Genomic DNA, 25,666 nt, shown 5'->3' with positions numbered 1-25,666 from the left:
TCGGCTGACGTCAGGCGCGTGACCGCGACAGGGAGAGACCGTGATGCGCATCCGGGCCGCCCTCGCCGTACCCACCGCCTCGGCCCCGCCGCTCATGCCCGGACCGCCCGCTGCGCCGAGTCGTCACTGACGGTCCGGGCGCGGGCCGTGCCCGGCCGGACGACCACGGTGCGCATCAGCGTCACCAACCGCGGCACGCGTGCGTGCGCCGTCGACCGGGTGCCCACGGTGACCTTCGGGGACCTGGACGGGGCGGCTGTGCCGGTACCGGCGGGCGGCACCGGCGACCACCGGCTCGCGGCGGGCGCGAGCGCCTACGCGGACGTGCGCACCGTCCGTGACCCGGCGGACCCCGGGGCCCGCCGGACGGACGGCCGCACCGTGGCCGCCTCGGCCGCGCACGCGGGCCGCACCTTCACCGCGGACCGGGCCATCGGCCTCAGCTGAGCACCAGCTCCGGCGCGTAGGTGTCCAGCCACAGCGCGAAGTCCAGCGTGCGCTCCAGACCGCGCCGCTCCGTCTGGCTGCTGACCGGGGTGTCCCGCTCGGCGGCCGCCCGGACCCGCTCCCGGTCGAGCAGGTCGAAGACGGGGTGCGAGGGCCGGGACAGCAGGTCCTTGACCTGCTCGCGCAGCGCGACGGCGTACAGCGGGTCCTGGGTGGAGGGGTACGGGCTCTTCACCCGGTCGTACACCGAGCGCGGCAGGACGTCCGCGGCCGCCTCCCGCAGCAGGCTCTTCTCCCGGCCGTCGAAGGACTTCACGGCCCAGGGGGCGTTGTAGACGTACTCGACCAGGCGGTGGTCGCAGAACGGCACGCGGACCTCCAGGCCCACGGCCATGCTCATCCGGTCCTTGCGGTCGAGCAGGATGCGCACGAAGCGGGTGAGATGCAGATGGCTGATCTGCCGCATCCGGTACTCGAAGTCGCTCTCGCCGTCCAGCCGGTCGATCGTGGCGACGGCCGTACGGTAGCCGTCGGCGATGTAGCTCTCCAGGTCGAGGGACTTGGCCAGGTCGGTGCGCAGGACGTCGGTGTCGTCGCCGAAGTGCCGTCCGAAGTGCACCAGCCAGGGGAAGGTGTCGGTACGGCGCACCTCCTCGTCGAAGAACTGGAGGTAGCCGCCGAAGACCTCGTCGGCGGACTCGCCGGACAGCGCGACGGTGGACTTCTCGCGGATGGCGCGGAAGAGCAGCAGCAGCGAGGAGTCCATGTCGCCCAGGCCGGACGGCAGATCGCGGGCGCGGATCACCTGCTCGCGCACGGCGGGATCGGCGAGGGACTGGGAGTCGAGCACGATGTCCTGGTGATCCGTCTTCGCGAGCCGGGCCACGTCGTGCACGAAGGGCGTGTCGGGGGTGCCGCGCAGTTCGTCGGCGACGAAGTTGTCGGTCTGGCCGACGAAGTCGACGGCGAAGCTGCGTACCTTCTCGCCCTGTTCGGCGAGTTGGCGGGCGGCGATCGCGGTCATCGCGGAGGAGTCGAGGCCGCCGGAGAGCAGGGTGCAGCGCGGCACGTCGGCGACGAGCTGTCGGCGCACGATGTCGTCGAGCAGGGAACGGACGGTGGCGATGGAGGCGGCACGGTCGTCGGTGTGCGCGAGGGTCCGCAGCCGCCAGTAGACGCGGGTGCCGATGCCGGTGCGGTCGACGGTGACGACGGTGCCGGGTTCCACCTCGCGCATGCCGTCCCAGATCGCGTGCCCGGGCGTCTTGACCATGACGAACAGCTCGCGCAGGCCGTCCAGCGTGACCCGGCGGCGGGCCAGCGGGTTGGCGAGGATCGCCTTGGGCTCGGAGCCGAACAGGACGCCGTCGGCGGTGGGGTAGTAGTAGAACGGCTTGATGCCCATGCGGTCGCGGATCATCACGAGCTTGTCGTGACGACCGTCCCAGACGGCGAACGCGTACATGCCGTTGAGGCGTTCGGCGACCTGGTCGCCCCATTCGAGGTAGCCGTGCAGGACGACCTCGGTGTCGGAGTCGGTGGTGAACCGGTGCCCGCGGGCCTCGAGTTCGCGGCGCAGCTCGGTGAAGTTGTAGGCCTCCCCGGTATAGACCATGGCGATGTTCCCCTGGGGGGTCGACAGGGACATCGGCTGCCGGCCGCCGGGAAGGTCGATGATCGCAAGACGGCGGTGGCCCAGGGCGGCCGGGCCCTCGGTCCAGGTGCCGCGGTCGTCCGGGCCCCGGCAGGCCATCGTCTCGGTCATCGCATGCAATGTGGTGGCCTCGGTGGTCAGGTCACGGTCGAAGGAGACCCATCCGGTCATGCCGCACATGCGTTACCTCCTGCCTCCGGTTCACGGCCGGCCTCCGCGCTCACCTGCGCTGTCTCTATGGAAGTCGGATTCCGGTCGAAGAACCACTTGTAACAAGCACCTATATGTCGAGCGTCCGTCAGTTGCCCGAGGCAGTCAATGTGGGCGTAACACGGACGACCCCTTCACCCCATGGTTTCGGCCGCTTTTTGCTTGCACGAAATCCGGTGAAGCCGGTCCTGCCGGGCCGCTGCCGCCATGAACCGGCCACGGGCAAAAACTTCACCACGATCGCGGCGTCACGGCGCGGTGGGGGGCTCCCAGCGGGTGAGCGTCCGCAATGCCCCGGCCGCGCGGCTGAAGCCGTCCGTGCCGAGCGCGGCGCGCAGGCCTGCGTTGAACCGGTCGACCTCCGGCCCGGCGGCAACCAGCGCCGCGGCACCGGCATCGGTCAACTCCAGCACCACGGCGCGGTGTTCGCGGGGGTGGGCACGCTTGTCGACCAGTCCGGCGGCGGTGAGCCGGGTGACGAGCGCGGTGACGCCGGACTCGCGCAGGCCCAGGTCCGCGGCGAGTTCCCGCTGGGTGATCCCGGGCCGGTCACGCACCGCGTACAGCGCGCCGAGCTGCGCCGAGGTGATTCCGGCCGCGGCCAGCAGCCGGCGGTCCGCCGCGGTGCGCAGCTGGTGCGCTGCCCGCTGAAGCAGGAAGAACAGGCGCTGGTCGGGCTCGGACATGGGCCGATGTTGACAGAGGCGGCAGACCGGCGCCACTCTCACTTCACTAGTGAAGTGAGATGAGGAGAGCGAGGCGTGCCGTGCCCGACGTCCCTGATCTGTCGGCCGCCCGGAAGGTCCTGGCCGCACAGCCCTTCAGCGCCCTGCTCGGGGCCCGTCTCGTGGCCTTCGGTGACGGCGAGGCGACCCTCGAACTCGACGTCCGGGAGGAACTGCTCCAGCAGTACGGCTTCCTGCACGGCGGAGTGCTCGGCTACGCGGCCGACAACGCGCTGACCTTCGCCGCGGGCAGCGTGGCCGGGTCCCGGCTGATCACCGCCGGGTACGCCATCGACTACCTGCGCCCGGCCCGGGGCGCGACGCTGCGCGCCCACGCCCGGGTGATCCGGGCGGGGCGCAGCCGGGTCGTGTGCCGCTGCGACCTCTGCGTGGTCGACGACGACGGCAGGCAGACCCTGTGCGCGGTGGCCCAGGGATCGGTCGCGGTGGGCGCACCGGCCGTACCCGCCACCACGGCCTGACCCGGGAAACATCCCTCCCGCCCGGCGGGATTGCCCCGAATGCCCCATCCGTGAATCGGCCCTATCGTGCTGTCATGGAGCACGCACTGAGTCCCGCGACCCTGGCCGAACTGCGGCGCCCGCGTCCCTACCCGGCGGTGTCCGTGCTGACCCCGACACACCGCCGTGAACCGGAGAACGGGCAGGACCCCGTCCGGCTGCGCAATGTCCTCACCGAGGCACGCAAACGCCTGGAGGCCGACCCCGCCGTCACCCGTGAACGACGCAACGACGTCGAGGCCCACCTCGAACGGGCCCTGTCCGAGGTCGACCTCGCGCACGCCGAGGACGGCCTGGTGATCTTCGCCGCCCCGGGCGAGCACCAGGTGTGGTCCCTGGCCCGCACCGTCCCCGAGCGGGTGGTGCTCTCGGACACCTTCCTCACCCGCAACCTGGTCGCCGCGCAGGCGGCCGAGCGGCCGTTCTGGGTGCTGTCGGTCTCCGCGGACCGCGTCACCCTGTGGAGCGGCGGCGAGGACCGCGTCGTGGCCGACGACTCCGGCGGCTTCCCGCTGGAGCGCCCGGAGCGCAACTTCGACCCGGAGCGCCAGGAGCAGATCGGCGACACCCCGAGCGCGTACCGTGACGAGGCCACCCGCCAGTTCCTGCGCGACGCGGACACCGCGATGGCCGCGCTCCTGCGCGAGCAGCCCCGGCCGCTGTACGTCACCGGTGAGCAGGCGGCGCTGTCCCTGCTGGACGAGGCCGGCAGCGTGGCCGGCAACGCCGTGCAGATCCCGCACGGCGGCCTCGCGCACGCCGGTCCCGAGGCCGTGTGGCAGGCGCTGCGGCCGGTGCTGCAGGCCGCGGCCCGCAAGGACGCCTCGACCGTGGTGAGCGAGCTGACCTCGGCGCGCGGCCACCGGACCTACGCGGCCGGTCTGGACGAGCTGTGGCAGAGCGCCCGCGAGGGCCGGGTGCGGCTGCTCGCCGTCGAGGAGAACTTCCGGGCGACCGCCAACGACCTCGGCGACCATCTGGTGCCAGCCGCGCCTGGCGACCTGGAGGCCCGCGAGGACATCGTCGACGAGATCGTCGAGCAGTGCCTGGAGACCGGCGCCGCCGTCCGCTTCGTACCCGACGGCGCCCTGGGCGACGCCGACGGGATCGCGGGTGTGCTGCGGTACTGAGCCACTCCCCCGGCGGCGCTCCCTGCGCGGCGTACGCTACGGCGTGATCGTCGGCGTAAGGGAGCGCACGCATGGGTGACCTGCTGGGTGTGGCGGTACTGGGTGCGGGGCACATGGGGGCCGATCACATACGACGGCTTGATCAAGTGGTGAACGGCGCCAGGGTCGCGGCCGTGGCCGACCCGGACGTCGAGCGGGCGAAGGAGGCGGTGGCCGGCCTCGTCGGAGTGAGCGTGCACGCGGACGCGGAGGCCGCGCTCGACGCGCCCGGTGTCGCCGCCGTACTCATCGCCTCCCCGGGACCGGCGCACGAGGAGGCGCTGCTCGCCGCGTTCGCCCGGGGCCTGCCGGTGCTGTGCGAGAAGCCCATGGTCCCGGACTCCGCCGGTGCGCTGCGGATCGTGGAGGCCGAGGCCCGGCTGGGCCGCCGGCTCGCGCAGATCGGCTTCATGCGCCGTCACGACGCCGAGTACCGGCGGCTGAAGGCGCTGCTGGACGGCGGGAGCCTCGGCCGGCCGCTGATGCTGCACTGCACCCACCGCAATGTCTCCTCGCCGCCCGGTTTCACCAGCGCGATGCTGGTGAACAGCTCGGTCTCGCACGAGATCGACGCGGCCCGCTGGCTGCTCGGGCAGGAGCTGACGGCGGTGACCGTGCTGCGGCCCGCGCCCTCCGCGGGCGCCCCGGCCGGCCTGCTCGACCCGCAGTTCGTGCTGTTCGAGACCGACCGCGGCGCGCTGGTGGACGTCGAGGTCTTCGTGAACTGCGGCTTCGGCTACCAGGTGCGCTGCGAGGCCGTGTGCGAGCGGGGCAGCGCCCGGGTCGGCGCCGAGCACACCATGGTGGTCACCACCGGCGGCACCGCTCACGAGGAGGTGGCGCAGGACTATCTCGTGCGCTTCGCCGCCGCCTACGACCGCGAGGTGCAGGCATGGGTCGACGCCGCCCGGCGCGGCGAGGCCACCGGCGCGACCGCCTGGGACGGCTACGCGGCCTCCGTCGTCGCCGAGGCGGGGGTCCGGGCGCTGGAGCAGGGCGGCCGGATGGCCGTCGCCCTCGCCCCGCGCCCGGAGCTGTACGACAGCTGCGCCGAGGTCAGCCGCTGACGCTCGCGCCGCCCGTCTCCAGGTGCCCGGTGAGCCGGCGCGACCAGGTCGCGTCGGCGTCGGCGGTCACCGTGAAGTCGTACCAGCCGTTCTGGTACGCGACGGCGTTGAAGAAGTCCTCCGTCGAGGCGCCCGCGGCGACGGTGTAGGTCCAGGGGCCGTCGCCGCGGTAGTGGTTCGAGGTGATGGTGAACTTCACCGACGACGATCCGGAGTTGGTCATCTTGATGTAGAGCGCGAGCTTGCCGGTGCCGGGCTCGACGGCGTAACGGGCGCGCACCTCGGCCGACTTGCCCGCCTTCGTGGCGTCCCCCTGGAAGCGGCGCAGGAAGCGGTTGGGGCCGACCATGGTCAGGTCGTACTGTCCGCCGCCGAAGCCGGTCCCGATGTTGAAGAAGTCGGAGGCGGTGCCGCCCGCGTCGACCGTGTACTGGTACGGCGTGGTGTCGCGGTAGGCGTTCGGGTGGATGGAGAAGTGGGCGGCGCGGGAGGCCGGGGTGCCCTGGTTGGTCATGGTGAACCAGGCGAGGGTCTTGCCGGCCGCGTCGAACTCCAGGTGGTCCAGGTAGCCGTTCGGCTGGTACGGCAGCGCGCGGGCGGGCCGGGTGCCGGACTCCTGGGCGGGCAGGGCGTTGTCGGTGGGCACCGGATTGGGCAGCGGGCCGCAGGTGTTGATGCCGATGACGCTGGTCGCGGGCAGCGGGACCGCTCCGTGGACCGGGTTGGCGAAGTCGAAGACGCCGGTGAGGTCGCCGCTGACCTTGCGCCGCCAGTCGCTGATGTTGGCGCACCGCACGGGCGTGCCGAGCGCGGTCGTCCAGGTCTCCAGGAAACGCAGCACCGAGGTGTGCTCGAAGACCTCCGAGGAGACCCAGCCGCCGCGGGTCCAGGGCGAGATGACGATCATCGGGACGCGGAAGCCGAAGCCGAAGGGCACGCCGTTCAGGAACTCCCCGGCCGTGCCGGCGGGCGGCACCGGCGGGGGCACGTGGTCGAAGTAGCCGTCGTTCTCGTCGTAGTTGAGGAACAGGACGGTCGAGTCGAACACGTCCGGGTCGGCGGCGAGGGCCTGGTAGACCATGCTCACGAAGTGGGCGCCGTCGCCGGGCGGGGCGTAGGGGTGCTCGGAGAACGCCTGGTTGGCGACCACCCAGGAGACCTGGGGGAGGGTGCCCGCGACGACGTCGGCCTTGATCGCGGCGGCGATGTCGTCCGGGGTCGAGCCCGTCACGCCCGGCACCGAGGACATGCCCCGGTCGTACAGCGGATCGCCCGCCTTGGCGTTCGCGAAGTTCTTGAAGTAGGCGCAGCCGTTGTCCCCGTAGTTGTCGGCCGCGTTCTGGTAGACCTTCCAGGACACCCCGGCGGCCTGGAGCGCCTCGGCGTAGGTCTGCCAGGTCAGGCCGGACTCGTCGCCGCCGTCGTACGAGGAGGAGTCGACCTTGCCGCTCCACAGGAAGGTGCGGTTGGGGCCGGTGGCGCTGAGGGTGGAGCAGAAGTAGGCGTCGCAGACGGTGTAGTTGTCCGCGAGCGCGTAGTGGAACGGGATGTCGGAGCGGTCCAGGTAGCCGAGCGAGCGGACGTTGCCGACGCCCGCGACCCAGTTGTCCATCCGGCCCTTGTTCCAGGCGGAGTGCTGCGAGGACCACGAGTGCGGCAGGTCGCCGTTGCACTGCGCCAGCGTCTCGCCGTCCTTGCCGCCGGCGGACGGGGTCGCGCTCAGCTTCCACGGGTACTGCCGGCCCACCCCGTTCGGCTGGTTGAAGACCGGGTACCCCCCGCCGAGGGCGATGCCGCTGCGGTCGTCGAAGCCGCGCACGCCCTTCAGACGGCCGAAGTAGTGGTCGAAGCTGCGGTTCTCCTGCATGAGGATCACCACGTGCTGTACGTCCTTGATGGTGCCCGTCGCCGTGGCCGCTGCGGCCGACGCCGACGCCGTACGGGTGGTGCCGGCGCCCAGCGCCACACCCGCCGCGACGGACGCGCCCAGTCCCACGAAGCCTCTGCGGCTGATCGGTGTCATTCGCCCCGTCCTCGTCACCGGTGCGCCCGTGCGGCACACCGCGCGACAGGGTGCACGGGGTGATCGTCAGGGTCCATACCCGTGCGGTGAGGCGGAGGTGAACAGAAGTCAAAGGACACCCGCACCGCTCAGACCCCGCCGAACAGAGCGCTCAGCCCCCGTTCCACCACCCGTGCCACGTCCTCCTGTCCGGGCGCCACCGCCGCGTAGGTCCGCAGCAGGAATCGGCGCAGGGCCGAGGACTGGAACTGGAGCAGAGCCATGCCGTGCGGCGAGTGGAACTCCAGCACCGTCCGGGTGCGGCCGTACGGCCAGATCTGTACGTCCCCGTGACCGGCCGGGGCGCGCAGCCCGTCGTCGAGCAGGGAGCGCGCGAAGGTCCAGGTGACGTCCTCGCCCTCCAGGGACGCCTCTGCGGGGAAGTCGACGAAGACGGCCAGCGGATCGTCGGCGGTGTACCGCAAGGTTGCCGACACCGGGATCTCCTGATCCTCGGCCGTGATGAGCCGGGCGAGCACGGGCTGTTCGACAGTGGTCTCCATGTTTATATGGAGTGCGGGAAGGCCCTTCGCATGCCGCCAAATCCGGTCAGAGTTCGATGAGTACAGGCCGGTCGACACGGAGGCGAACAGAGACGCGTCGAACACGCGCGTGGGCGCCACGCGAAGATCGCTCACACGGGCCAACTCTCGTAGGTTTTCTACGACTTGTCCCGCCCGGCGCGTACGTCATTCGTGCCTGCGGATCACTCCCGGAAGACTCTGGCATATGCCGGAAGCACCACCGTATCGTGTGTTGCCAAATCCCTTACAGGGCGTCGCGGGCTGTGCCACAGTCGTAACGGTCCCCCGTCCCGCCCTGGCCGTTTCGTCCCCCTTCGGAGTGCGTCATGCCGTCCCCAGTCTCCGCGGGCCGCCCAGCCGCCCAGCCTCCCGGGCGCGGCTCGGTCGAGGCGCTGATCACACAGACGCGGCGGCTCAAGGGCGACGTGGACGCCGTACGACGGGACACCCGGATCGACGGTGCGGACCCCGAGGAACGCTGGCAGCGCGCCCTGTACGACCTCGCCCTGCACCAACTGGACGACCTGGACACCCACTTGGCCCAGCTCCGGGACGGGCCGGACCTCGCGCCGGCCGCCTCCCCCCAGCCCGCCCCGGCCCGGCCCGGCGCGGCGCCCGGACCCCGCCGAGCGCCGTCCGCTCCCCCGCACGGCTCGCTGCTCAGCAGGGTCGGCAGCGCGGAGTGGAACCTGCTGACCGACGAGGCGACCTGGTCCGGCGAGCTGTACCAGATCCTCGGCCGCGACCCGGCCGACCCCGCCCTCACCCTGGACGAGCTGCCCTCGCTGGTCCTGGAGGAGGACCGGCCGAAGCTGACCTCGATGGTGACAGGCTGCCTGGTCGACGGCAGGCCGATCGACGGCGAGTTCCGCGTCGCACGGCCCGACGGCTCCGAACGCACGGTGCACATGATGGGCGAGCCCGTACTCGGCGCCGACGGCGGCACCGCGTCGATGTGGGCCGTGCTGCGCGACGTCAGCGAGCTGCGCCGCACCCAGCGCACGGTGCGCGAGACCCGTGACTCCCTGCACCGCCGACGCAGGGAGGAACAGACCGAGCACCGGATCGCGGCCGAGGTGCAGGAGGCCGTACTACCGCCCTGGCTCGGCTCCCTGCGGCTCCCGCCCCCGGGTCCGAGCCCCCTCGACCTCGCCGCCCAGCGCCTCCCCGCGGCGGCGAGCACTCTCATCGGCGCCGACTGGTACGACGCGCTGGACCTGCCCTGCGGCGAGACCCTGCTCAGCGTCGGCGACCTCACCGGACACGGGGTCGCCGTCGCCTCGGGCATGGCCATGCTGCTCGGTGCCGTACGCGGCATGGCGCTGGCCGGCACCGGTCCGGGTGACCTCCTGGGCATGCTCAACCAGCTGCTGGACGCCACCGTGCAGCCCGCCCTGGGCAGCGCCGTCTGCTGCCGCTACCGGCCCGACACCCGCACGCTGGTCTGGGCGCAGGCAGGACACCCCGCCCCGCTGCTCTACCGCGACGGGACGGGGCGGATGCTGACCGCGCCGGACGGCGTGCTGCTCGGCGCGACCTCGGGTGCCGTCTACGGGCAGGCCGACGAGACTCTCCGGCCGGGCGACGTCCTGCTGCTGCACACCGACGGGCTGGTGCCGGGGCAGACCCCGACGGCGGCCGTGGACCGGCTGCTCGGCCTCGGCCCACGGTTCGGCGCGGCGTGCAGCGCGCAGGACTGTGTGCGGACGGTGGTCGAGGAGTTCGGCGGAGCCGGACGCGAGGACGACGCGTGCGTACTCGTCGCCAGGATCACGGTCTGAGCCCCGGAAGACGCATCAACCGGCACAACCGGTGCGACCGGTAAGGGAAACGAAACGAGCGCGCGGGCCTCCTGTGCCCGTGCGCTCACGCCTGAGCGCTGCTGCCCTTGGCCCTCGGCGTGGGCAGGGCACTCCTGATCTCCTCCCGCAGTTGGTGGATCTTCGGGTACTCGGCGTACTGGGCGGTCAGCTGGTACATCTGGCGCAGCCGGTCCCAGGTGCGACGCGAGGAGTTCGAGCCCATCGACATCAGGGCCAGCCGGGCGAAGCGGTCGGCCTGTTCCGGATCGTCGGCGATGAAGCAGGCCGACGCCATGGACAGATGGTCGAAGATCTTCGACCGCTCCCGCCCGTCGACGCGCAGGGCCAGCGCCTTCTCCGCGTAGTACTGAGCGTGCGCGGCCGCACTCGGGTCGAAGTCCGCCAGCGTGCGATAGGCGAGGGCCTGCATGCCGTACAGGTCCTCGTCCTTGAAGGTCTGCATCCAGTCCGGCGGTTCCACGTCCTGCCGGTCGGTGACGAAGAGGTCCTCCGCCTGACCGAGCGTGCGGCGCATCGCCTGGCCCTTGCCCATCGAGGCCTGCGCCCAGGCCTCGATGGTGTGGAACATCGCCTTCGTACGCGGCTGAAGGCGCTCGCCGGAGCCGGTCTGGGCGAGCTTCATCAGGTCCAGGGCGTCGTCGGGCCGGCCCAGGTGCACCATCTGCCGGGCCGCCCGGGACAGGGCCTCCCCCGCGCGGGGGCGGTCGCCGCCCTCGCGGGCGGCATGGGCGGCGATGACGAAGTACTTCTGCGCCGTGGGCTCCAGGCCGACGTCGTGCGACATCCAGCCCGCGAGGACGGCGAGGTTGGCCGCGACGCCCCACAGGCGGCGCTGGAGATGGGGTGGATGGTGGTAGGCGAGCATGCCGCCCACCTCGTTGAGCTGGCCCACGACCGCCTTGCGCTGAAGCCCGCCGCCGCGGGCCGCGTCCCAGGCGCGGAACACCTCGACCGAGCGCTCCAGCTCCTCCACCTCCTGCGATCCGATGGGGGCGGCCTCGTAACGGTCGAACCCAGCGGGGTCGGCGTGCAGGGGGTCGTCGAGGACGGGGGCGTCGGCCTTCAGGGCCGGGTCGGTGTGCAGCCAGTCGTGCATGGCGCTGCTGAGTGTGGATCCCGCGGCGAGCGCGGCACCCGCGCCCACCAAGCCGCGTCGGTTGAGCATGAGGTCCATTCCCGTGAATTCGGTGAGGACCGCAGCCGTGCGCTCGGGCGCCCACGGCACGCCGTCGGGATGTTCCTCGATCCCGCCGTCCTGCCGTTTCCCGTTACGCCCGTGCCGCACCAGACCGAGGTCCTCGATGGTCACGACACGGCCGAGACGCTCGGTGAACAGGGCCGCCAGCACCCGCGGCACCGGATCGCGCGGGATCTCTCCCATGTCGATCCAACGCCGTACCCGGGAGGTGTCGGTCGACAACTGGGGGTGGCCCATGGCCGCCGCCTGCTTGTTGACCAGCCTCGCGAGTTCGCCCTTGGACCAGCCGGCCAGGCCGAACAGGTCCGAAAGGCGGGTGTTGGGTTGTCCGCTCACTTCAAGCCCCCAGGTTCTCGGCTGACTTGACAGTAGCCCCGTGGAGGTTGCCGAGCGACTATTCGCCAGGGTTCGCCAGGGTGCGCCAGATGGTGTGCCACTGCCCATCGGGTGTCAGGTAGGAACGCGCCACCCCGACCCGGTCACCCCAAGTCGGCGAGAGCCGACGGGCGTCGATATGACAGGGGCATTCCCCAGGGTGTCCCGGGCGACCGGGCCGGGTTGCGCGCAAGGACTTGCACAGGCAGGCACCGCAGGCACACGAAGGGATCTGTTTCTCCCATGTACGCAGCATCGTCCTCCGTGTCCGCCCCGCCCCGGCCGCTGCGCTCCCGCCCGGCGGGCGGCGGGCCGTACCTCGACCCGGTGGCGCGTCCGGGCGGACCCGTACCGGTCGCGGGCCGGCTCCGGCGCGTGCCGGGCCAGCCCGGTACGCCGCCGCTCAGCGGGAGACTCGACCTGTCCGGCCCTCAGGGGGCCCAACTGCGCGCCGCGATCGCCTCCGTGCACCGGATCTGCCCGGAGTTCGCTCCCGTGCAGGTGCTGCGGCGCAGCGGGCGCTCCGTCCTGATCGTGGGGACGACCGGGCGCAGTACGGCCGTGGCCAAGTGCCTGCTGGACCGCTCGCCCGCCTGGGCCGAGCGGATCCGCCACGAAATAGCCGCATACCGCTCGTTCGTCCGGCACCGACCCCCGGTCCGTGTGCCCCGGCTGATCGCGGCGGATCCGGACAACTGCACCCTGGTGATCGAGCGGATGCCGGGCCGGGTGGCTGCGCTCCAGCGGCATCCGGTGGAGGCACCGCCGCGGCCGGACATCCGGGTCGCGCTGGGCGCGATCTGCCGGGTGAACGCCTGGCGGCCTCCCGCGGGTACGTTCGACAAGCCGCTGGAGTACGGCGCCCGGATCGCCCGGTTCCACGAGCTGGGCCTGCTCACCGACCGGGACCTCGGCGACCTCCAGAAGCTGCTGCACGGCATCGCCCACGAGGTCGGCCGGCACGGCATGCTCCAGTTCAACCACGGCGACGCCCTGCTGTCGAACATCCTGTTGTCCCCGGCCGGTCCAGTGCTGGTGGACTGGGAGCACGCGGGCTGGTATCTGCCGGGGTACGACCTGGCCACGCTGTGGCTGGTCCTCGGGGACGCGCCGGTGGCCCGGCGGCAGATCAGCCAGATCGCCCAGTCGGCGGGCCCGGCCTCCCGGGACGCCTTCCTGGTGAACCTGATGCTGCTGCTCACCCGGGAGATCCGGACGTACGAGACCGCGGTGCAGCGTTCGATGCAGGACACGGCTCCGGTGGCCCCGGTCCAGCCGGGAGCCGCGCCGTCCGGCGAGGAACAGCGGCTGCTGCTTCGGCGGCTGCACGACGACTGTCAGCTGGCCCGCAAGGCCGTACGAGCGGCAGTCGGTACCCGCTGACGGGCACGAGGGTCCGCGGTGCGCCAGAGCGGCGGCGCATCGCGGACCTTCGTGCGTCCGGGCGCGCCACCCGCCCCGGGCCACCACTGGTGTATGCCTGTGACGCCCCGCAGGCCCGTGCCCGGCCGGGGCGAAACTCGCCGAAACCCCCTTGTGGCAGGGGAAATCAACGGCCCGAATGCATCATTGACGGATCGTCGGCAAGCCGGTACCACTGACCCAGCTCGGCGCCGTACGACCCTGCACGCCCGCCTGTCACAGGAGGCCGCATTGCGAGGTTCCGCCACCGATTCCCTGTCCACTCCCGGCCACAGACATCTACGGCGGGCTGCCGTTCCGCTCGCCTCGGCGGCCCTGCTGCTGCCGCTGCTCGGCGCGGCTCCCGCGCAGAGCACCACCGTCAACTCCTCCGCGCACCGGCTCCAGCAGGCCTTCGCCGGCGCCGCGGCCGAGTACCACGTGCCGCAGAGCGTTCTGCTGGCCGTCTCCTACCTCCAGTCCCGCTGGGACTGGCACGGCGGCGCGCCGAGCGTGACCGGCGGCTACGGCCCCATGCACCTGACCGACGCCCGAACCGCGATCGCCGCCACGGAGCACCACGCCGAGGGCACGGAGGACGCACGCGGCGACGGCTCCCGCCCGGCCGTCCGTCCCACGGTCAGGGTGCCGGCCGAGTCGCGGCTCCCGGCCCGGCTGACGACGCTGCCGAAGGCGGCGCAGCTGACGGGCCGGCCGGCCGCGGAGCTGCGCACCGACCCGACGGCGAACGTGGCCGGCGGGGCCGCGCTGCTCGCCACCGAGCAGAAGCAGCTCGGCGAACCGCTGAGCACCGACCCGGCCGACTGGTACGCCGCAGTGGCCCGCTTCTCCGGCGCGGACGACACGGCGACCGCGGCGGCGTACGCCAACGACGTGTACGACGTGCTGCGTTCGGGCGAGGAGCGCACCACGGACGACGGTCAGCAGGTCACGCTGGCGGCCGAGCCGCGCGTGTCCGCCGACACCGCTCAGCTGAAGCGGGCGGGCCTGCGCACGCTGTCCACGGACGGCATCGAGTGCCCGAAGTCGGTGTCCTGCGAGGCGGTCTGGGCGCCGTACGCCCAGTTCGGCAACAACGACTACGGCAACCACGACCTCGGCGACCGGCCGGCGTCGCAGCGCATCCGGTACATCGTCATCCATGACACGGAGGGCGCCTGGGACGAGACGCTGAAGCTGATCCAGGACCCCACCTACGTGTCCTGGAACTACACGGTCCGCTCCACGGACGGTCTGATCGCCCAGCATGTCAAGGCGAAGGATGTGGCGTGGCACGCGGGCAACTGGTACGTCAACGCCGCCTCGATCGGCATCGAGCACGAGGGTTTCCTCGCCGACCCGGACGCCTGGTACACGGAGGCGATGTACCGCTCCTCGGCGCGGCTGGTGAAGTACCTGGCCCGTACATACGACATCCCGCTGGACCGCGAGCACATCCTGGGCCACGAGAACGTGCCCGGCCCGACCACGTCCACCATCCCCGGTATGCACACGGACCCGGGTCCGTACTGGGACTGGCGGCACTACTTCGAGCTGCTGGGCCACCCCTTCGAGCGCACCGCGGGCAGGAAGTCGGACGTGGTGACCATCCTGCCGGAGTACGCCGTGAACCAGCCGGAGTACACGGGCTGCACCACCTCGGGCGAGCCCTGTGCCGCGCATGGCTCCGGCGAGGTGCGGCTGTACGCGGACCACGACACCGGCGCTCCGCTGATCAAGGACATCGGCCTGGGCACGGACCCGACCATCGATGTCAACGACGTGTCCTCGCGGGTCTCCACCGGCCAGCAGTACGCGGTCGCGGGCCGCTGGGGCGCCTGGACGGCGATCTGGTACCTCGGCCAGAAGGCCTGGTTCCGCAACCCGCCGGCGCAGCCCACGGCGGTCCCGGCGAGGGGCCTGCTGGTGACCCCGAGGAAGGGGCTGACCAGCGTCCCGGTGTACGGGCGCGCCTACCCGGAGAAGGAGGCCTATCCGGCGGGCGTCCCCGTGCAGTCGGTCGTGCCCCTGCCGTACACGATCCCGGCCGGGCAGCGGTACGTGGCCGGTGACGAGGTACCGGGCGAGTACGACTACTCGGTCACCTTCACCACCGACTCGCACCGGGTCGTGGTGGGCAAGGACCTGTACTACGAGATCCAGTACGGCCACCGGGTCGGCTTCGTCCGCGCCGCGGACGTCACCCTGGAGGGCTCGGCCGACTAGGGGGTGTCCCTCAGCCCTGCTGGAAAAGCTCCGCCGGGAGCGGCTTCAGCAGGGCGTACAGGTCGTCGGTGATGGGGCGGTCCCAGGCGGCGATGGTCACGAGCACGCCGTCGCTGCGGTCGAACTGGACGCAGGAGATCCGGCCCTCGGAGAGCTTCAGCCGCCGCACGATGAGGAGGTTGTCGCCCTGGAGGACGGGGGTGTCCTCGGTGCCGACGACGGTGACGTCCTCGTCGTTGTCCAGCGCGAGCAGCAGCTGGCCCACCTCGAAGGGGATCTCGTCCTCGGCGACCTCGCGGGCCGGGGAGCCCTCGGGGAGGTTGCCGATGATCATCGCGGGGCCGCGGCCGCCGAAGAGGTCGTAGCGCAGGAAGACACCCTGGCAGGTGCCGTCGGGGGCGGGCAGCAGGCCCGCGCCGAGGTTGCCCGGCCAGTCGCCCGGGTCCATGGCCAGCACGTCGAAGTCGGGTCCGGCAGGAGTGGCGCTGCGGCGGCGGAGGAACGACATGCGGCCATGGTACGTGTCCGGGCCGCAGGGGGTGACCTGGGCACCGGGTGCCCCTCGGGACGGCCGCTGCCGGTCCCGGCGGCGCGGCGTCCCCTCACTCCTCCGGCGGCCCGGGCGGTACCACGGCGATCGGGCTGGCCGCGTGGAGCAGGACGGCCTGGGTGACCGAGCCCATCATGCGCGCGGGCGCGAGCAGGCGACGGCGGTGGCGGCCGACCACCACCAGGTCGGCGTCCCGGGAGGCGGCCACGAGGTGGCCGGCCGCGTCGCCCGGCAGCGCCTCGGTGGCGACGCGGACCTCGGGGTGCCGCCCGTGGTGCGGGGCGAGGAAGCCCTCGGCGAGCGTGCGGGTCTCGCTCTCGACGGCGACCTGGTCGATCGCGGGCGGCACCAGCTGTCCGGGCGCGGTCCACGTCTGCACCGGCCACGGGTAGGCGGCGATCACCTGCACGCGGGCCGCGCGCAGGGCGGCCTCGGCGAAGGCGAACGCGAGCGTGCGGTCGTCGGGACTGTCGACGTGCAGGCCCACGACCACGCGTGGCCCTGGTTCGGCCGGACCCTGGCCGTGGACCTCCCGGCCGGGGCGGGGCACGACGACCACCGGGCACTCGGAGTCCCGTGCGGCGGCGAGGCCGTTGGAGCCGAGCAGCAGGCTGGCGAAGCCGCCGCGACCCCGGGAGCCGAGGACCAACAGCTGGGCGTCGGTGCCGAGTTCGGGCAGTACGGCGCCCGGCACGCCTTCGAGGGCGACGTACTCCACGGCGGGTTCCCCGGCGCCGTCCGCGAGCCGGGCGCGGACGTCGTCGAGGACCGGGTCGCCCTCCGCGTCGGGCGGGCCGGCGACCAGTACGTCGGCCTGGCCCCAGGCGGCGTACTGCCGTACGTGCACCACCCGCAGCGGTGCCGCGCGGCGCCGGGCGGCGTCGACGGCCCAGTCCAGCGCGCGCAGGCTGTCGTCCGAACCGTCGACCGCGGCGATGACCGGCGCAGTACTCATCGTTCTCACCTCCGGAACACGACCTTCCCCTTGCTGGGGCCAGCCTGACGCAGGGTCGGCCCCGGCGGGGCACTGCTGGTCGCGTGTCCGGAAATCCCGCCCGGAATGCCGCTGGGCGCGGCTCAGGTCAGGTCGAACTCCCCCTCGCGCGCACCGGAGACGAAGGCGCCCCATTCGGCTGGCGTGAAGATCAGGGAGGGGCTCTCCGGGCGTCCGCTGTTGCGCATCGCGATGAAGCCCTCGACAAACGCGATCTGGACATCGCCCAGACCCCGGCTGCTGGACTGCCATTCGGCGCTGCTGAGGTCCAGGTTCGGCTTGTCCCAGCCCGCGAGCGGCTGCTGCTGGATGGTGGTCTCGGCCACGTCCGTGCTCCTCCCGGTTCGTCGTCCGCGGCTCAGCCTAGCGACCGGTCCCGACTGCCGACAGGCCACCTGGGAAGGACTTCGGCCCCTCGTCGGCCGGCCGGTCAGGCGCCGGGCGGCTCGGATCCCACCAGCCACATGGAGAAGAACTGCGATCCGCCGCCGTAGGCGTGTCCGAGGACCTTGCGGGCGCCGTCCACCTGGTGTTCTGCGGCCAGGCCGCGCACCTGGAGCGCGGCTTCGGCGAAGCGGAGCATGCCGGAGGCGCCGATGGGGTTGGTGGAGAGGACGCCGCCCGACATGTTGACGGGCAGGTCGCCGTCGAGTTCGGTGACCCCGGACTCGGTGAGCTTCCAGCCCCCGCCCTCCTCGGCGAAGCCGAGGTTCTCCAGCCACATGGGTTCGTACCAGGAGAACGGCACGTACATCTCGACGGCGTCGATGTCGCGGCGCGGGTCGGCGATGCCGGCCTGCCGGTAGACGTCGGCGGCGCAGTCCCGGCCGGCCCGCGGGGAGACGAAGTCCTTCCCAGCGAACAGGGTGGGTTCGCTGCGCATGGCGCCGCCGTGCAGCCAGGCGGGCGGGCGGGGGGCGCGGGCGGCTCCGGCGCGGTCGGTGAGGACCATGGCGCAGGCGCCGTCGGAGGAGGGGCAGGTCTCGGAGTAGCGGATGGGGTCCCACAGCATGGGGGCGGCCAGCACCTTCTCCAGTGTGATGCCGTGCTCGTGGAGGTGGGCGTAGGGGTTCTTCAGGGCGTTGCGCCGGTCCTTGTAGGCGACGAGGGCGCCGATGGTGTCGGGGGCGCCGCTGCGCCGCATGTACGCGCGCACATGCGGGGCGAAGAAGCCGCCCGCCCCGGCGAGCAGGGGCTGCTGGAAGGGGATCGGCAGGGACAGGCCCCACATGGCGTTCGACTCGGACTGTTTTTCGAAGGCGAGGGTGAGCACGGTGCCGTGGACGCGGGCGGCGACCAGGTTGGCGGCGACCAGTGCCGTCGACCCGCCGACCGAACCGGCCGTGTGCACGCGCAGCATCGGCTTGCCCACGGCGCCCAGCGCGTCGGCGAGGTACAGCTCGGGCATCATCAGGCCCTCGAAGAAGTCGGGTGCCTTGCCGATGACGACGGCGTCGATGTCGGCCCAGGTCAACTCGGCGTCCTGCAGGGCGCGTTGCGCGGCTTCGCGGACGAGTCCCGCGATCGACACGTCACGGCGGGCGGCGACGTGCTTGGTCTGGCCGACGCCTACGACGGCCACGGGCTCCTTGCTCATCGTGGATCCCCTTCGAGTACGGCGACCAGGTTCTGCTGGAGGCAGGGTCCGGAGGTGGCGTGGGCGAGGGCGCGGTCGGACGCGCCGCGGTGGATGCGGGCGGCGGCCTCGCCGATGCGGACGAGTCCCGCGGCCATGACGGGGTTGGCGGCGAGCGCCCCGCCGGAGGGGTTGACGCGCACGTCGTCGCCGAGGCGCAGTGCCCTGCGCAGGACCACTTCCTGGGCGCTGAACGGCGCGTGCAACTCGGCGGTGTCGACGGGCCGTTCGAAGGCGCCCGCCTTCTCGGCGGCGAGCCGCGCGGACGGCGAGTCGGTGAGGTCGCGCACGCCCAGCCCGTGGGCCTCGATGCGGTGGTCGATGCCCCGGATCCAGGCGGGCCGCGCGCACAGTCCGCGGGCCCGGTCGCCGGCCGCGAGGATCACGGCGGCGGCGCCGTCGCCGACGGGCGGGCAGTCGCCGGTGCGCAACGGCCGTACGACGTAGTCGCCTTGGGGTATCCGGCCGGTGAGCTGGGCGTGCGGGTTGGCGGCCGCGTCGGCCCGGCTGCGGGCGCCGACGGCCGCGAGTGCGGGCTCGTCGGTGTGGCCGGCGTCCAGGAGGGCCTGTGTCTGGAGGGCGGCCAGGGCCACCGAGTCGGGCCACAGGGGGGCGACGTAGTACGGGTCCAGCTGCCGGGTCAGTACGTCGCGCACGGAGCCTGGTGAGGACTTGCCGTAGGAGTACACGAGCGCGGTGTCGGCGTCGCCGGTGAGCAGTTTGGTCCAGGCCTCGTACAGGGCCCAGGCGCCGTCCATCTCGACGTGCGACTCGGAGACGGGCGGCCAGGCGCCGACGCCGTCCAGGGCCATGGTGAAGGAGAAGGCGCGGCCGGCGAGGTAGTCGCTGGAGCCGGAGCAGGTGAAGCCGATGTCGGCGGTCCGCAGGCCCGTCTGCGCGAGCACCTCGTGCAGCACCGGCATGAGCATCTCGACCTCGGAGGACTCCTCGGTGGAGCGCCGGTGGTCGGTCTGGGCGAAGGCGACGACGGCGACGTCCCGGCCCGCGCGGACTTCTTCGCTGGTCACAGCAGCTCCTTGTACGTCTCGTAGTCCGCGTCGGGCTCGCCGGCGGGCCGGTAGTGGTCGGGGTAGCGGGCGTCCTCGGTCCACACCGGTTCGACGCGCAGGCCCATGCGCACCTGGTCGTAGGGGATGCCGCCGATCCGGGCGTGCAGGGCGAGGTCGGCGCCGTCGAGGGCGATGTGCGCGTAGACGTAGGGGACCTCGATGTCGAGATTCGCCGTATGGGCAGCCTTGATGTTGACGATGCAGAAGGTGGTCACGGTGCCGCGCGGCCCGACCTCGACGTGTTCGTCCGTCGCCACGCCGCAGGTGGGGCAGGCGCCCCGGGGCGGGACGTACACCTTGCGGCAGGAGGGGCAGCGCTCGCCGACGGTCCGCCGGCCGGACAGGGCGTGGATGTAGTCGGACTGGGCGCGGCCGGGCGAGTACGTGTAGTCGAGGCGGGCGGGAGTGACGATCCCGGTGACCGGGTCGGCGAACTCTCCGCTGTGGCCCGCCGGTTGTACGGCTGCTCCGTCGTACGGCTCGAAGCAGGCGATGTCGGTGATGGCACCGGTGCGTTCCCCGGCCCAGCGGACGCGCACCCGCATGCCGGTGCGCACGGCGTCGGGGCCGGGGGCGTCGAGGGCGTGCAGGAGGGCGGTGTCGGCGCCGTCGAGCCGGACGAGGACCCAGGCGAAGGGGGTGCCGAGGGGCTGGCCGCGCCGGGGTTCGTGGTTCCACGCCCAGGTGGTGACGGTTCCCGTGGGGGCTACCTCGACCAGGTCACGGATCTCCTCGGCGGTGACGGGATCGTACTCGACCGGCGGGACGAGGACGCGTCCGTCGGCGGCCTTGACACCGAGGACGACGCCTTCGCGCAGGCCGGTGAGGAAGGCGCTCTGGACGGGGCCGAGGGAGCGGGTGAAGGGGAACTCGACGACGAGGGGGGCTTTGAGGACTTCGGGCACGGTGGCTCCTCGGGTCAGGCGCGCTTGTAGACGGGGGGCCGCTTCTCGGCGAAGGCGCGGGCGCCTTCCTTGGCGTCGGCGGTGTCGAAGACCGGCCAGCCGCGCGCGAGTTCGGCCGCGAGGCCGTCGCTCTCCGTCAGCTCGGCGGTCTCGTACACCGACGCCTTGACGGCCTCGACGGCGAGCGGGCCGCAGGCGTTGATCCGCCCGGCGATCTCCAGTGCCGCGTCGAGGGCGGTGCCGTCGGGGACGACGTGGCCGATCAGGCCGATACCGGCGGCCTCCTGGGCGGTGTACGGCCGTCCGGTGAGCAGCATCTCCAGGGCGTGGGTGCGCGGGATCTGGCGCTGGAGCCGGACGGTGGAGCCGCCGATCGGGAACAGTCCGCGCCGGACCTCGAAGAGGCCGAACGTCGCGGACGCGCCCGCGACCCGGATGTCGGTGCCCTGGAGGATCTCGGTGCCGCCCGCCACGCAGTACCCCTCGACGGCTGCGATCACCGGTTTGCGCGGGCGGTGATGGCGCAGCATCGCCTTCCAGTGCAGATCGGGGTCGGCCTTGAGCCGGTCACGGTAGTGCTCGCCCTGCATGCCGTTCCCGGCGAGCGCCTTCAGGTCCATGCCGGCGCAGAAGGAGCCGCCGGAGCCGGTGAGCACGATCGAGCGGATGCCGTCGTCCGCGTCGGCCTCGGTCCAGCCGTCGTACAGGCCGACGAGCATCGGAAGCGAGAGCGCGTTCCGGGCGTCGGGCCGGTTGAGTGTGAGCACCAGTGTGGCGCCCTCGCGCCGCACGGTGAGGTGTTCCGTCCCGCCCATGGGCCTTCTCCCCTCGGTGAGAACGAGAACAGGTTGCAGTAGCCAGGGAGGCACTTCAAGGGTTTTCTGACAGAGAGTCAGATTTATTGACGCGGACCCTTCACAGTTGCGCCGCCCTTTGCTCTGATGACCGGCGAAGCGACGGTCAGGAGGAGCGGTGGAGTACAATCTTGCTGATCTGTTCGAGTCGGTCGTCGACGTTGCCGGGGACCGCGAGGCGCTCGTGTACATCGATCATCCAGGCACCGGTGCGGAGCGGCGGCTGACCTACGCGGAGCTGGACGCGGCCGCCAACCGCATCGCCCATCACCTGATCGACAGCGGGATCCGCCCCGGGGAGCACCTGGGCCTGCACCTCTACAACGGCGTCGAGTACCTGCAGACGGTGCTGGCCTGCCTGAAGGCACGCGTCGTTCCGGTCAACGTCAACTACCGCTATGTCGAAGAGGAGTTGGTGTACCTCTACCAGGACGCCGACCTCGTCGCGCTGGTCTTCGACGCGGAGTTCGCGGACCGGGTGGCCGGGGCGCTGCCGCGGGTGCCGGGGCTGCGGCATCTGCTGTGCGTGGGGGCGGAGGCGTCCACGGTGCCGGGCGCGGTGCCGTTCGCGCGGGCGGAGGCCGCCGGGTCGCCGCGACGCGGCTTTCCCGCGCGCTCCGGGGACGACCAGTTCATCATCTACACCGGCGGCACGACCGGCATGCCCAAGGGCGTGATGTGGCGTCAGGAGGATCTGTTCTTCGCGGGGCTGGGCGGCGGGGCGCCCACCGGGGAGCCGGTGAAGACGCCGGAGGAGCTGGCCGAGCGGGTCGCGGCCGGCGGCACCGGCATCACGTTCTTTCCCACTCCCCCGCTGATGCACGGCACCTCGACGCTGACGGCGTTCATCGGCTTCAACTTCGGCCAACGCGTCGTCCTGCACCGCAAGTTCGTGCCCGAGGAAGTCCTGCGGACGATCGAGCGGGAGAGGGTCACCAGCGTGTCGCTGGTCGGCGACGCCATGCTCCGGCCGCTGATCGACGTGCTCGGCGGCCCGCTGAAGGGCACCGACTGCTCGGCCCTGTTCAGCGTCTCCTCGTCCGGGGCGATCATGTCGGAGACGGTGCGCCGGCAGTTCCGGGAGCTGGTCCCGAACGCCGTGCTGCTGAACAACTTCGGCTCCTCCGAGTCCGGCTTCAACGGCACGGCGACGGACGACTCCGGGCCCGAGCGGGGCTTCCGCATCCGGGTCAACTCCCGTACCCGGGTGGTGGATCCGGCGACGCACGAGCCGGTCGCGGCGGGCGAGGTCGGCCGGGTCGCGCAGTGCGGCCACGTACCGCTCGGCTACTACAACGACCCACGCAAGACGGCGGAGACCTTCTTCGAGAAGGACGGCCGGCGCTGGGTGCTGCTCGGCGACATGGCGACGGTCGACGCGGACGGCGTGGTGACCGTGCTCGGCCGGGGCTCGCAGTGCATCAACACCGGGGGCGAGAAGGTCTACCCCGAGGAGGTCGAGCAGGCGCTCAAGGCCCATCCGGACGTGTACGACGCGCTCGTCGCCGGGGTGCCGGACGCCACGTGGGGCAATCATGTGGCGGCCGTGGTGCAGCTGCGCACAGGGGCGACGCTCCCCTCCCTGTCCGACATCCAGACCCACTGCCGGGCCCGGCTGGCCGGCTACAAGATCCCCCGCCAGCTGGTGATCACCGACTCCATCCAGCGCTCCCCGAGTGGCAAGGCCGACTACCGGTGGGCGCGGGAGGTGGCGGTGGCGGCGGACCGGCCGTGACACCGGGGTGTCCCGGCCCGCCCGCGACACCAGAGGAATACCCTGTGTGCCCGATCGCCGCCATTCCATGACTCACAGTGACGGCCGGTCGTAGGAGTTCCGCGCACGGAAGGATCCTCGGGTGTCGCACCCCACGCCTCGTTCCTGGCTCGCGTGGTGCCGTCGGCACCCCCGGATCGGGCAGGGGGTGACCGTCGGCACGACCGTCCTCGCCGCCGCCTTGCTGCCGGCCTCGCTCCTCCTGCCGGACCGGCCCGACCAGCTCGCCCCCGCCGCGTTCCTGCGCCTGCCGGCCGAGGCCGTGCTGCTCGCCGCCCTGCTGCTCGTGCTGCCCGGCCGGGCCCGGCGGGCCGGGGCGGTGGCCCTCGGTGTGCTGATCGGGCTGGTCACCCTGGTCAAGTGCCTCGACATCGGCTTCTACTCGGTGCTGTTCCGCCCCTTCGACCTGGTACTGGACTGGGGGCTGCTGGGCAACGCGGCGGATTATCTGCGCGAGACGTCCGGACGGTCCGGCGAGCTGGCCGCCATCGCCGGTGCCGTGCTGCTCACGGTCGCGGTCCTCGTCCTGACGACGGGCGCCACGCTGCGGCTGACCACCCTGCTGGCCCGGCACCGCACCCGCTCGGTCCGCGGCACCCTGGTGCTCGCCACCGCGTGGGTCACCTGCGTCCTGTTCGGCCTGCACAGCGCCGGCCGGCCCGTCGCCGCCGCGCTGGACGCCGAGCTCCTCGGCGACCGCGCCCAGCAGGTCCGCACCTCGCTCGCCGACGCCCGGCTCTTCCGCCGCCAGGCCGCCGTCGACGCCTTCGCCCACACCCCGCCGGACCGACTGCTCACGGGCCTACGCGGCAAGGACGTGCTGTTCACCTTCGTCGAGAGCTACGGCCGTTCGGCGATCGAGGACCCCGCGATGGCGCCGCAGATCGACGCGGTCCTCAAGGAGAGCTCGGCGAGCCTCGCGGCGGCCGGTTTCGGTGCGCGCAGTGGCTGGCTGCGCTCACCGGTGACCGGCGGCGGCAGCTGGCTCGCCCACGCGACCTTCCTGTCCGGCCTGTGGATCAGCAACCAGCAGCGCTTCCGCGGCCTCACCTCCAGCGACCGCACCACCCTCACCGGCGCCTTCCGCAAGACCGGCGCCTGGCGCACGGCCGGCATCGTGCCGGGCGTACTGACGGCCTGGCCCGAGGGCCGGTTCTTCGGCCTGGACCACGTCTACGACGGCCGCCATCTCGCCTACCACGGCCCGGACTTCGGCTGGTCACAGGTGCCGGACCAGTTCGCCCTGGAGGCCTTCCGACGCGCGGAGCTCGCCCGGCGCGGCCGCGGCCCGCTGATGGCGGAGATCGTCCTCACCTCCAGCCACTACCCCTGGGCACCTCTCCCGCGCCTGGTCGACTGGCGGGACCTGGGCGACGGCTCGGTCTTCCGGCCGGTCAGGCGTGCGGGCCGGTCCCAGGAGGAGGTCTGGCGAAGCCCGGAGAGCGTGCGCACCGCCTACCGCACCTCGATCACGTACGCCCTGCGCAGCCTCGTCCAGTTCCTGCGTCGCTACGGCCACGCGAACACCGTCCTGGTCTTCCTCGGCGACCACCAGCCCGTGCCGACGGTCACCGGGAACAGCCCCCGCAAGGACGTGCCGGTCACGATCGTCGCCCGCGATCCGAAGGTGCTGGACCGGATCTCCGGCTGGGGCTGGACGCAGGGGCTGAAGCCCGCCGCGAACGCCCCCGTCTGGCCGATGGACGGCTTCCGCGACCGCTTCCTCACCGCGTACGGGCCCCGGACCGGCGGTCGAGGAACTCCTCCAGCACGGCCAGGAACTGCTCCGGGCGGGTCTCATGGACCAGATGCCCCGCGTCGAGGGTGACGAGCCGGGCGTCCGGGATCAGACCGGCGAGCTGTGTGACCTGCTCCTGCGGGACGAGACTGGTGGGGCCGCCACCGACGACCAGCGTGGGCATGGTGATCCGGGCCATGTGGTCCCGCCACACGGGATCGGGTGCGTTGCGCTGGTCGTCGGTGGCCCGCACCATCGCCCAGTCGAACGGCAGCTCCCCCTCGGGCCGCGGGGTGGGCGGCCGGGGCGGGTCGAGCGGCACCGGTGCGCAGACGTCCTCCAGCACCAGGCGCCGTACGACCGCGGGGTGGCGCTGCGCCAGCAGACACGCGACGAGACCGCCCAGCGAGTGACCCACCACGTCCGCGTGCTCGACTCCGAGGGCCGCCAGCAGGGCCCGCACGTCGTCGGACATCGCCTCCCAGGTGTACTGCCCCGGCCAGTCGCTGCGTCCGTGGCCGCGCAGGTCCGGGGCGTACACGCGGCGCGGAGCCGGCGGGGCCGCGAGGTGTTCGGCGACGGGCGTCCAGTCGGCGCCGTCCGCGCCCCGGCAGTGCAGCAGCAGGACGGGCGGCGCATCGGTCAGGGCGTCGGGCGGGCCCCAGGTCCGGCAGGCCAGGGTGATGCCGTTCGCCTCGACGGTGAACAACTCGGCGGGGTACGGCTCGGCGGTGTCCATGCCC

The 25,666-nt window shown here is 72.4% G+C and carries 21 protein-coding genes and 1 pseudogene; 9 read left to right on the top strand and 13 right to left on the bottom strand.

Features of this window, described 5'->3' with window-relative positions:
• Positions 1–18: 18 nt before the first annotated feature.
• Positions 19–447, top strand: coding sequence for a DUF4232 domain-containing protein (locus BIV25_RS33335; protein WP_256256512.1), 429 nt, complete (start codon positions 19–21; stop codon positions 445–447).
• Here BIV25_RS33335 and asnB read toward each other — a convergent pair.
• Together asnB and BIV25_RS33325 are read right to left on the bottom strand one after the other, a co-directional pair.
• A complete protein-coding gene (asnB, locus tag BIV25_RS33330; RefSeq protein ID WP_071376225.1) occupies positions 440–2,281 on the bottom strand; it encodes an asparagine synthase (glutamine-hydrolyzing) in 1,842 nt (613 codons plus the stop codon). The genes BIV25_RS33335 and asnB overlap by 8 nt on opposite strands.
• A gap of 278 nt (positions 2,282–2,559) precedes the next feature.
• Positions 2,560–2,997 carry a MarR family winged helix-turn-helix transcriptional regulator gene (locus BIV25_RS33325; RefSeq protein ID WP_071376224.1) on the bottom strand — a complete coding sequence of 146 codons (438 nt, stop codon included), beginning with the start codon at positions 2,995–2,997 and terminating at the stop codon, positions 2,560–2,562.
• Between the two features lie 80 nt (positions 2,998–3,077).
• Here BIV25_RS33325 and BIV25_RS33320 point away from each other — a divergent pair, with 80 nt between their 5' ends.
• The 3 genes from BIV25_RS33320 to BIV25_RS33310 all read left to right on the top strand — a co-directional run bounded on the left by BIV25_RS33320 (position 3,078) and on the right by BIV25_RS33310 (position 5,793).
• The gene (locus BIV25_RS33320) at positions 3,078–3,518 is read left to right on the top strand and encodes a PaaI family thioesterase (RefSeq protein WP_256256510.1); all 441 of its coding nucleotides are present in this window, start codon (positions 3,078–3,080) and stop codon (positions 3,516–3,518) included.
• A gap of 74 nt (positions 3,519–3,592) precedes the next feature.
• The gene (locus tag BIV25_RS33315; protein WP_071376222.1) at positions 3,593–4,687 is read left to right on the top strand and encodes a chemotaxis protein; all 1,095 of its coding nucleotides are present in this window, start codon (positions 3,593–3,595) and stop codon (positions 4,685–4,687) included.
• Positions 4,688–4,758: 71 nt separating this feature from the next.
• Positions 4,759–5,793, top strand: coding sequence for a Gfo/Idh/MocA family protein (locus BIV25_RS33310; protein ID WP_079177037.1), 1,035 nt, complete (start codon positions 4,759–4,761; stop codon positions 5,791–5,793).
• Here BIV25_RS33310 and BIV25_RS33305 read toward each other — a convergent pair.
• On the bottom strand, positions 5,783–7,816 hold the full coding sequence (locus tag BIV25_RS33305) for a phosphocholine-specific phospholipase C (protein WP_071376221.1): 2,034 nt from the start codon (positions 7,814–7,816) through the stop codon (positions 5,783–5,785). The two genes, BIV25_RS33310 and BIV25_RS33305, sit on opposite strands and share 11 nt — an antisense overlap.
• Positions 7,817–7,944: 128 nt before the next feature.
• The gene (locus tag BIV25_RS33300) at positions 7,945–8,358 is read right to left on the bottom strand and encodes an SsgA family sporulation/cell division regulator (protein WP_071376220.1); all 414 of its coding nucleotides are present in this window, start codon (positions 8,356–8,358) and stop codon (positions 7,945–7,947) included.
• A 347-nt stretch (positions 8,359–8,705) separates the two neighbouring features.
• Between BIV25_RS33300 and BIV25_RS33295 the strand changes: the two genes are divergently transcribed.
• Entirely contained in the window at positions 8,706–10,160 is a 1,455-nt protein-coding gene (locus BIV25_RS33295; RefSeq protein ID WP_071376219.1) for a PP2C family protein-serine/threonine phosphatase, read from the top strand.
• Positions 10,161–10,245: 85 nt separating this feature from the next.
• On the opposite strand, the gene BIV25_RS33290 is transcribed toward BIV25_RS33295, so the two are convergent.
• A complete protein-coding gene (locus tag BIV25_RS33290) occupies positions 10,246–11,736 on the bottom strand; it encodes a hypothetical protein (RefSeq protein WP_071376218.1) in 1,491 nt (496 codons plus the stop codon).
• Positions 11,737–12,018: 282 nt separating this feature from the next.
• On the opposite strand from BIV25_RS33290, the gene BIV25_RS33285 reads away from it, so the two are divergent.
• Together BIV25_RS33285 and BIV25_RS33280 are read left to right on the top strand one after the other, a co-directional pair.
• Positions 12,019–13,158, top strand: a complete 1,140-nt coding sequence (locus BIV25_RS33285) for an aminoglycoside phosphotransferase family protein (protein WP_071376217.1) — start codon at positions 12,019–12,021, stop codon at positions 13,156–13,158.
• Positions 13,159–13,428: 270 nt separating this feature from the next.
• The gene (locus tag BIV25_RS33280; RefSeq protein WP_071376216.1) at positions 13,429–15,402 is read left to right on the top strand and encodes an N-acetylmuramoyl-L-alanine amidase; all 1,974 of its coding nucleotides are present in this window, start codon (positions 13,429–13,431) and stop codon (positions 15,400–15,402) included.
• A gap of 10 nt (positions 15,403–15,412) precedes the next feature.
• On the opposite strand, the gene BIV25_RS33275 is transcribed toward BIV25_RS33280, so the two are convergent.
• The 7 genes from BIV25_RS33275 to BIV25_RS33245 form a co-directional block, all read right to left on the bottom strand.
• On the bottom strand, positions 15,413–15,910 hold the full coding sequence (locus tag BIV25_RS33275) for a hypothetical protein (protein ID WP_071376215.1): 498 nt from the start codon (positions 15,908–15,910) through the stop codon (positions 15,413–15,415).
• Positions 15,911–16,004: 94 nt separating this feature from the next.
• Positions 16,005–16,907, bottom strand: a complete 903-nt coding sequence (locus tag BIV25_RS33270) for a universal stress protein (RefSeq protein ID WP_071376214.1) — start codon at positions 16,905–16,907, stop codon at positions 16,005–16,007.
• A gap of 122 nt (positions 16,908–17,029) precedes the next feature.
• Complete coding sequence (locus BIV25_RS33265) at positions 17,030–17,272, bottom strand: DUF397 domain-containing protein (protein ID WP_071376213.1); 243 nt, start codon at positions 17,270–17,272, stop codon at positions 17,030–17,032.
• 104 nt (positions 17,273–17,376) lie between these two features.
• The gene (locus BIV25_RS33260) at positions 17,377–18,543 is read right to left on the bottom strand and encodes a thiolase domain-containing protein (RefSeq protein WP_071376212.1); all 1,167 of its coding nucleotides are present in this window, start codon (positions 18,541–18,543) and stop codon (positions 17,377–17,379) included.
• A complete protein-coding gene (locus tag BIV25_RS33255; RefSeq protein ID WP_071376211.1) occupies positions 18,540–19,610 on the bottom strand; it encodes a thiolase domain-containing protein in 1,071 nt (356 codons plus the stop codon). Before BIV25_RS33255 ends, BIV25_RS33260 begins: the two co-directional genes overlap by 4 nt.
• Positions 19,607–20,557 carry a Zn-ribbon domain-containing OB-fold protein gene (locus tag BIV25_RS33250; protein ID WP_071376210.1) on the bottom strand — a complete coding sequence of 317 codons (951 nt, stop codon included), beginning with the start codon at positions 20,555–20,557 and terminating at the stop codon, positions 19,607–19,609. Before BIV25_RS33250 ends, BIV25_RS33255 begins: the two co-directional genes overlap by 4 nt.
• A 14-nt stretch (positions 20,558–20,571) precedes the next feature.
• Entirely contained in the window at positions 20,572–21,372 is an 801-nt protein-coding gene (locus BIV25_RS33245; protein ID WP_071376209.1) for a crotonase/enoyl-CoA hydratase family protein, read from the bottom strand.
• Between the two features lie 157 nt (positions 21,373–21,529).
• Between BIV25_RS33245 and BIV25_RS33240 the strand changes: the two genes are divergently transcribed.
• Entirely contained in the window at positions 21,530–23,146 is a 1,617-nt protein-coding gene (locus BIV25_RS33240; RefSeq protein ID WP_071376208.1) for an acyl-CoA synthetase, read from the top strand.
• Positions 23,147–23,267: 121 nt separating this feature from the next.
• Positions 23,268–25,013: a sulfatase gene (locus BIV25_RS33235; protein WP_177235501.1), complete on the top strand. Its 1,746-nt coding sequence runs from the start codon at positions 23,268–23,270 to the stop codon at positions 25,011–25,013.
• Here BIV25_RS33235 and BIV25_RS33230 read toward each other — a convergent pair.
• Positions 24,910–25,662 (bottom strand): annotated as a pseudogene (locus tag BIV25_RS33230) (alpha/beta fold hydrolase); the annotation flags it as partial. The gene BIV25_RS33235 and the pseudogene BIV25_RS33230 sit on opposite strands and share 104 nt — an antisense overlap.
• Positions 25,663–25,666 lie beyond the last annotated feature (4 nt).

Origin of the sequence: Streptomyces sp. MUSC 14, assembly GCF_001866675.1 — a bacterium.
GTDB lineage: Bacteria > Actinomycetota > Actinomycetes > Streptomycetales > Streptomycetaceae > Streptomyces.
The sequence above is the reverse complement of the archived record's forward strand: the minus strand, read 5'-3'. Positions and strand labels throughout refer to the sequence as shown.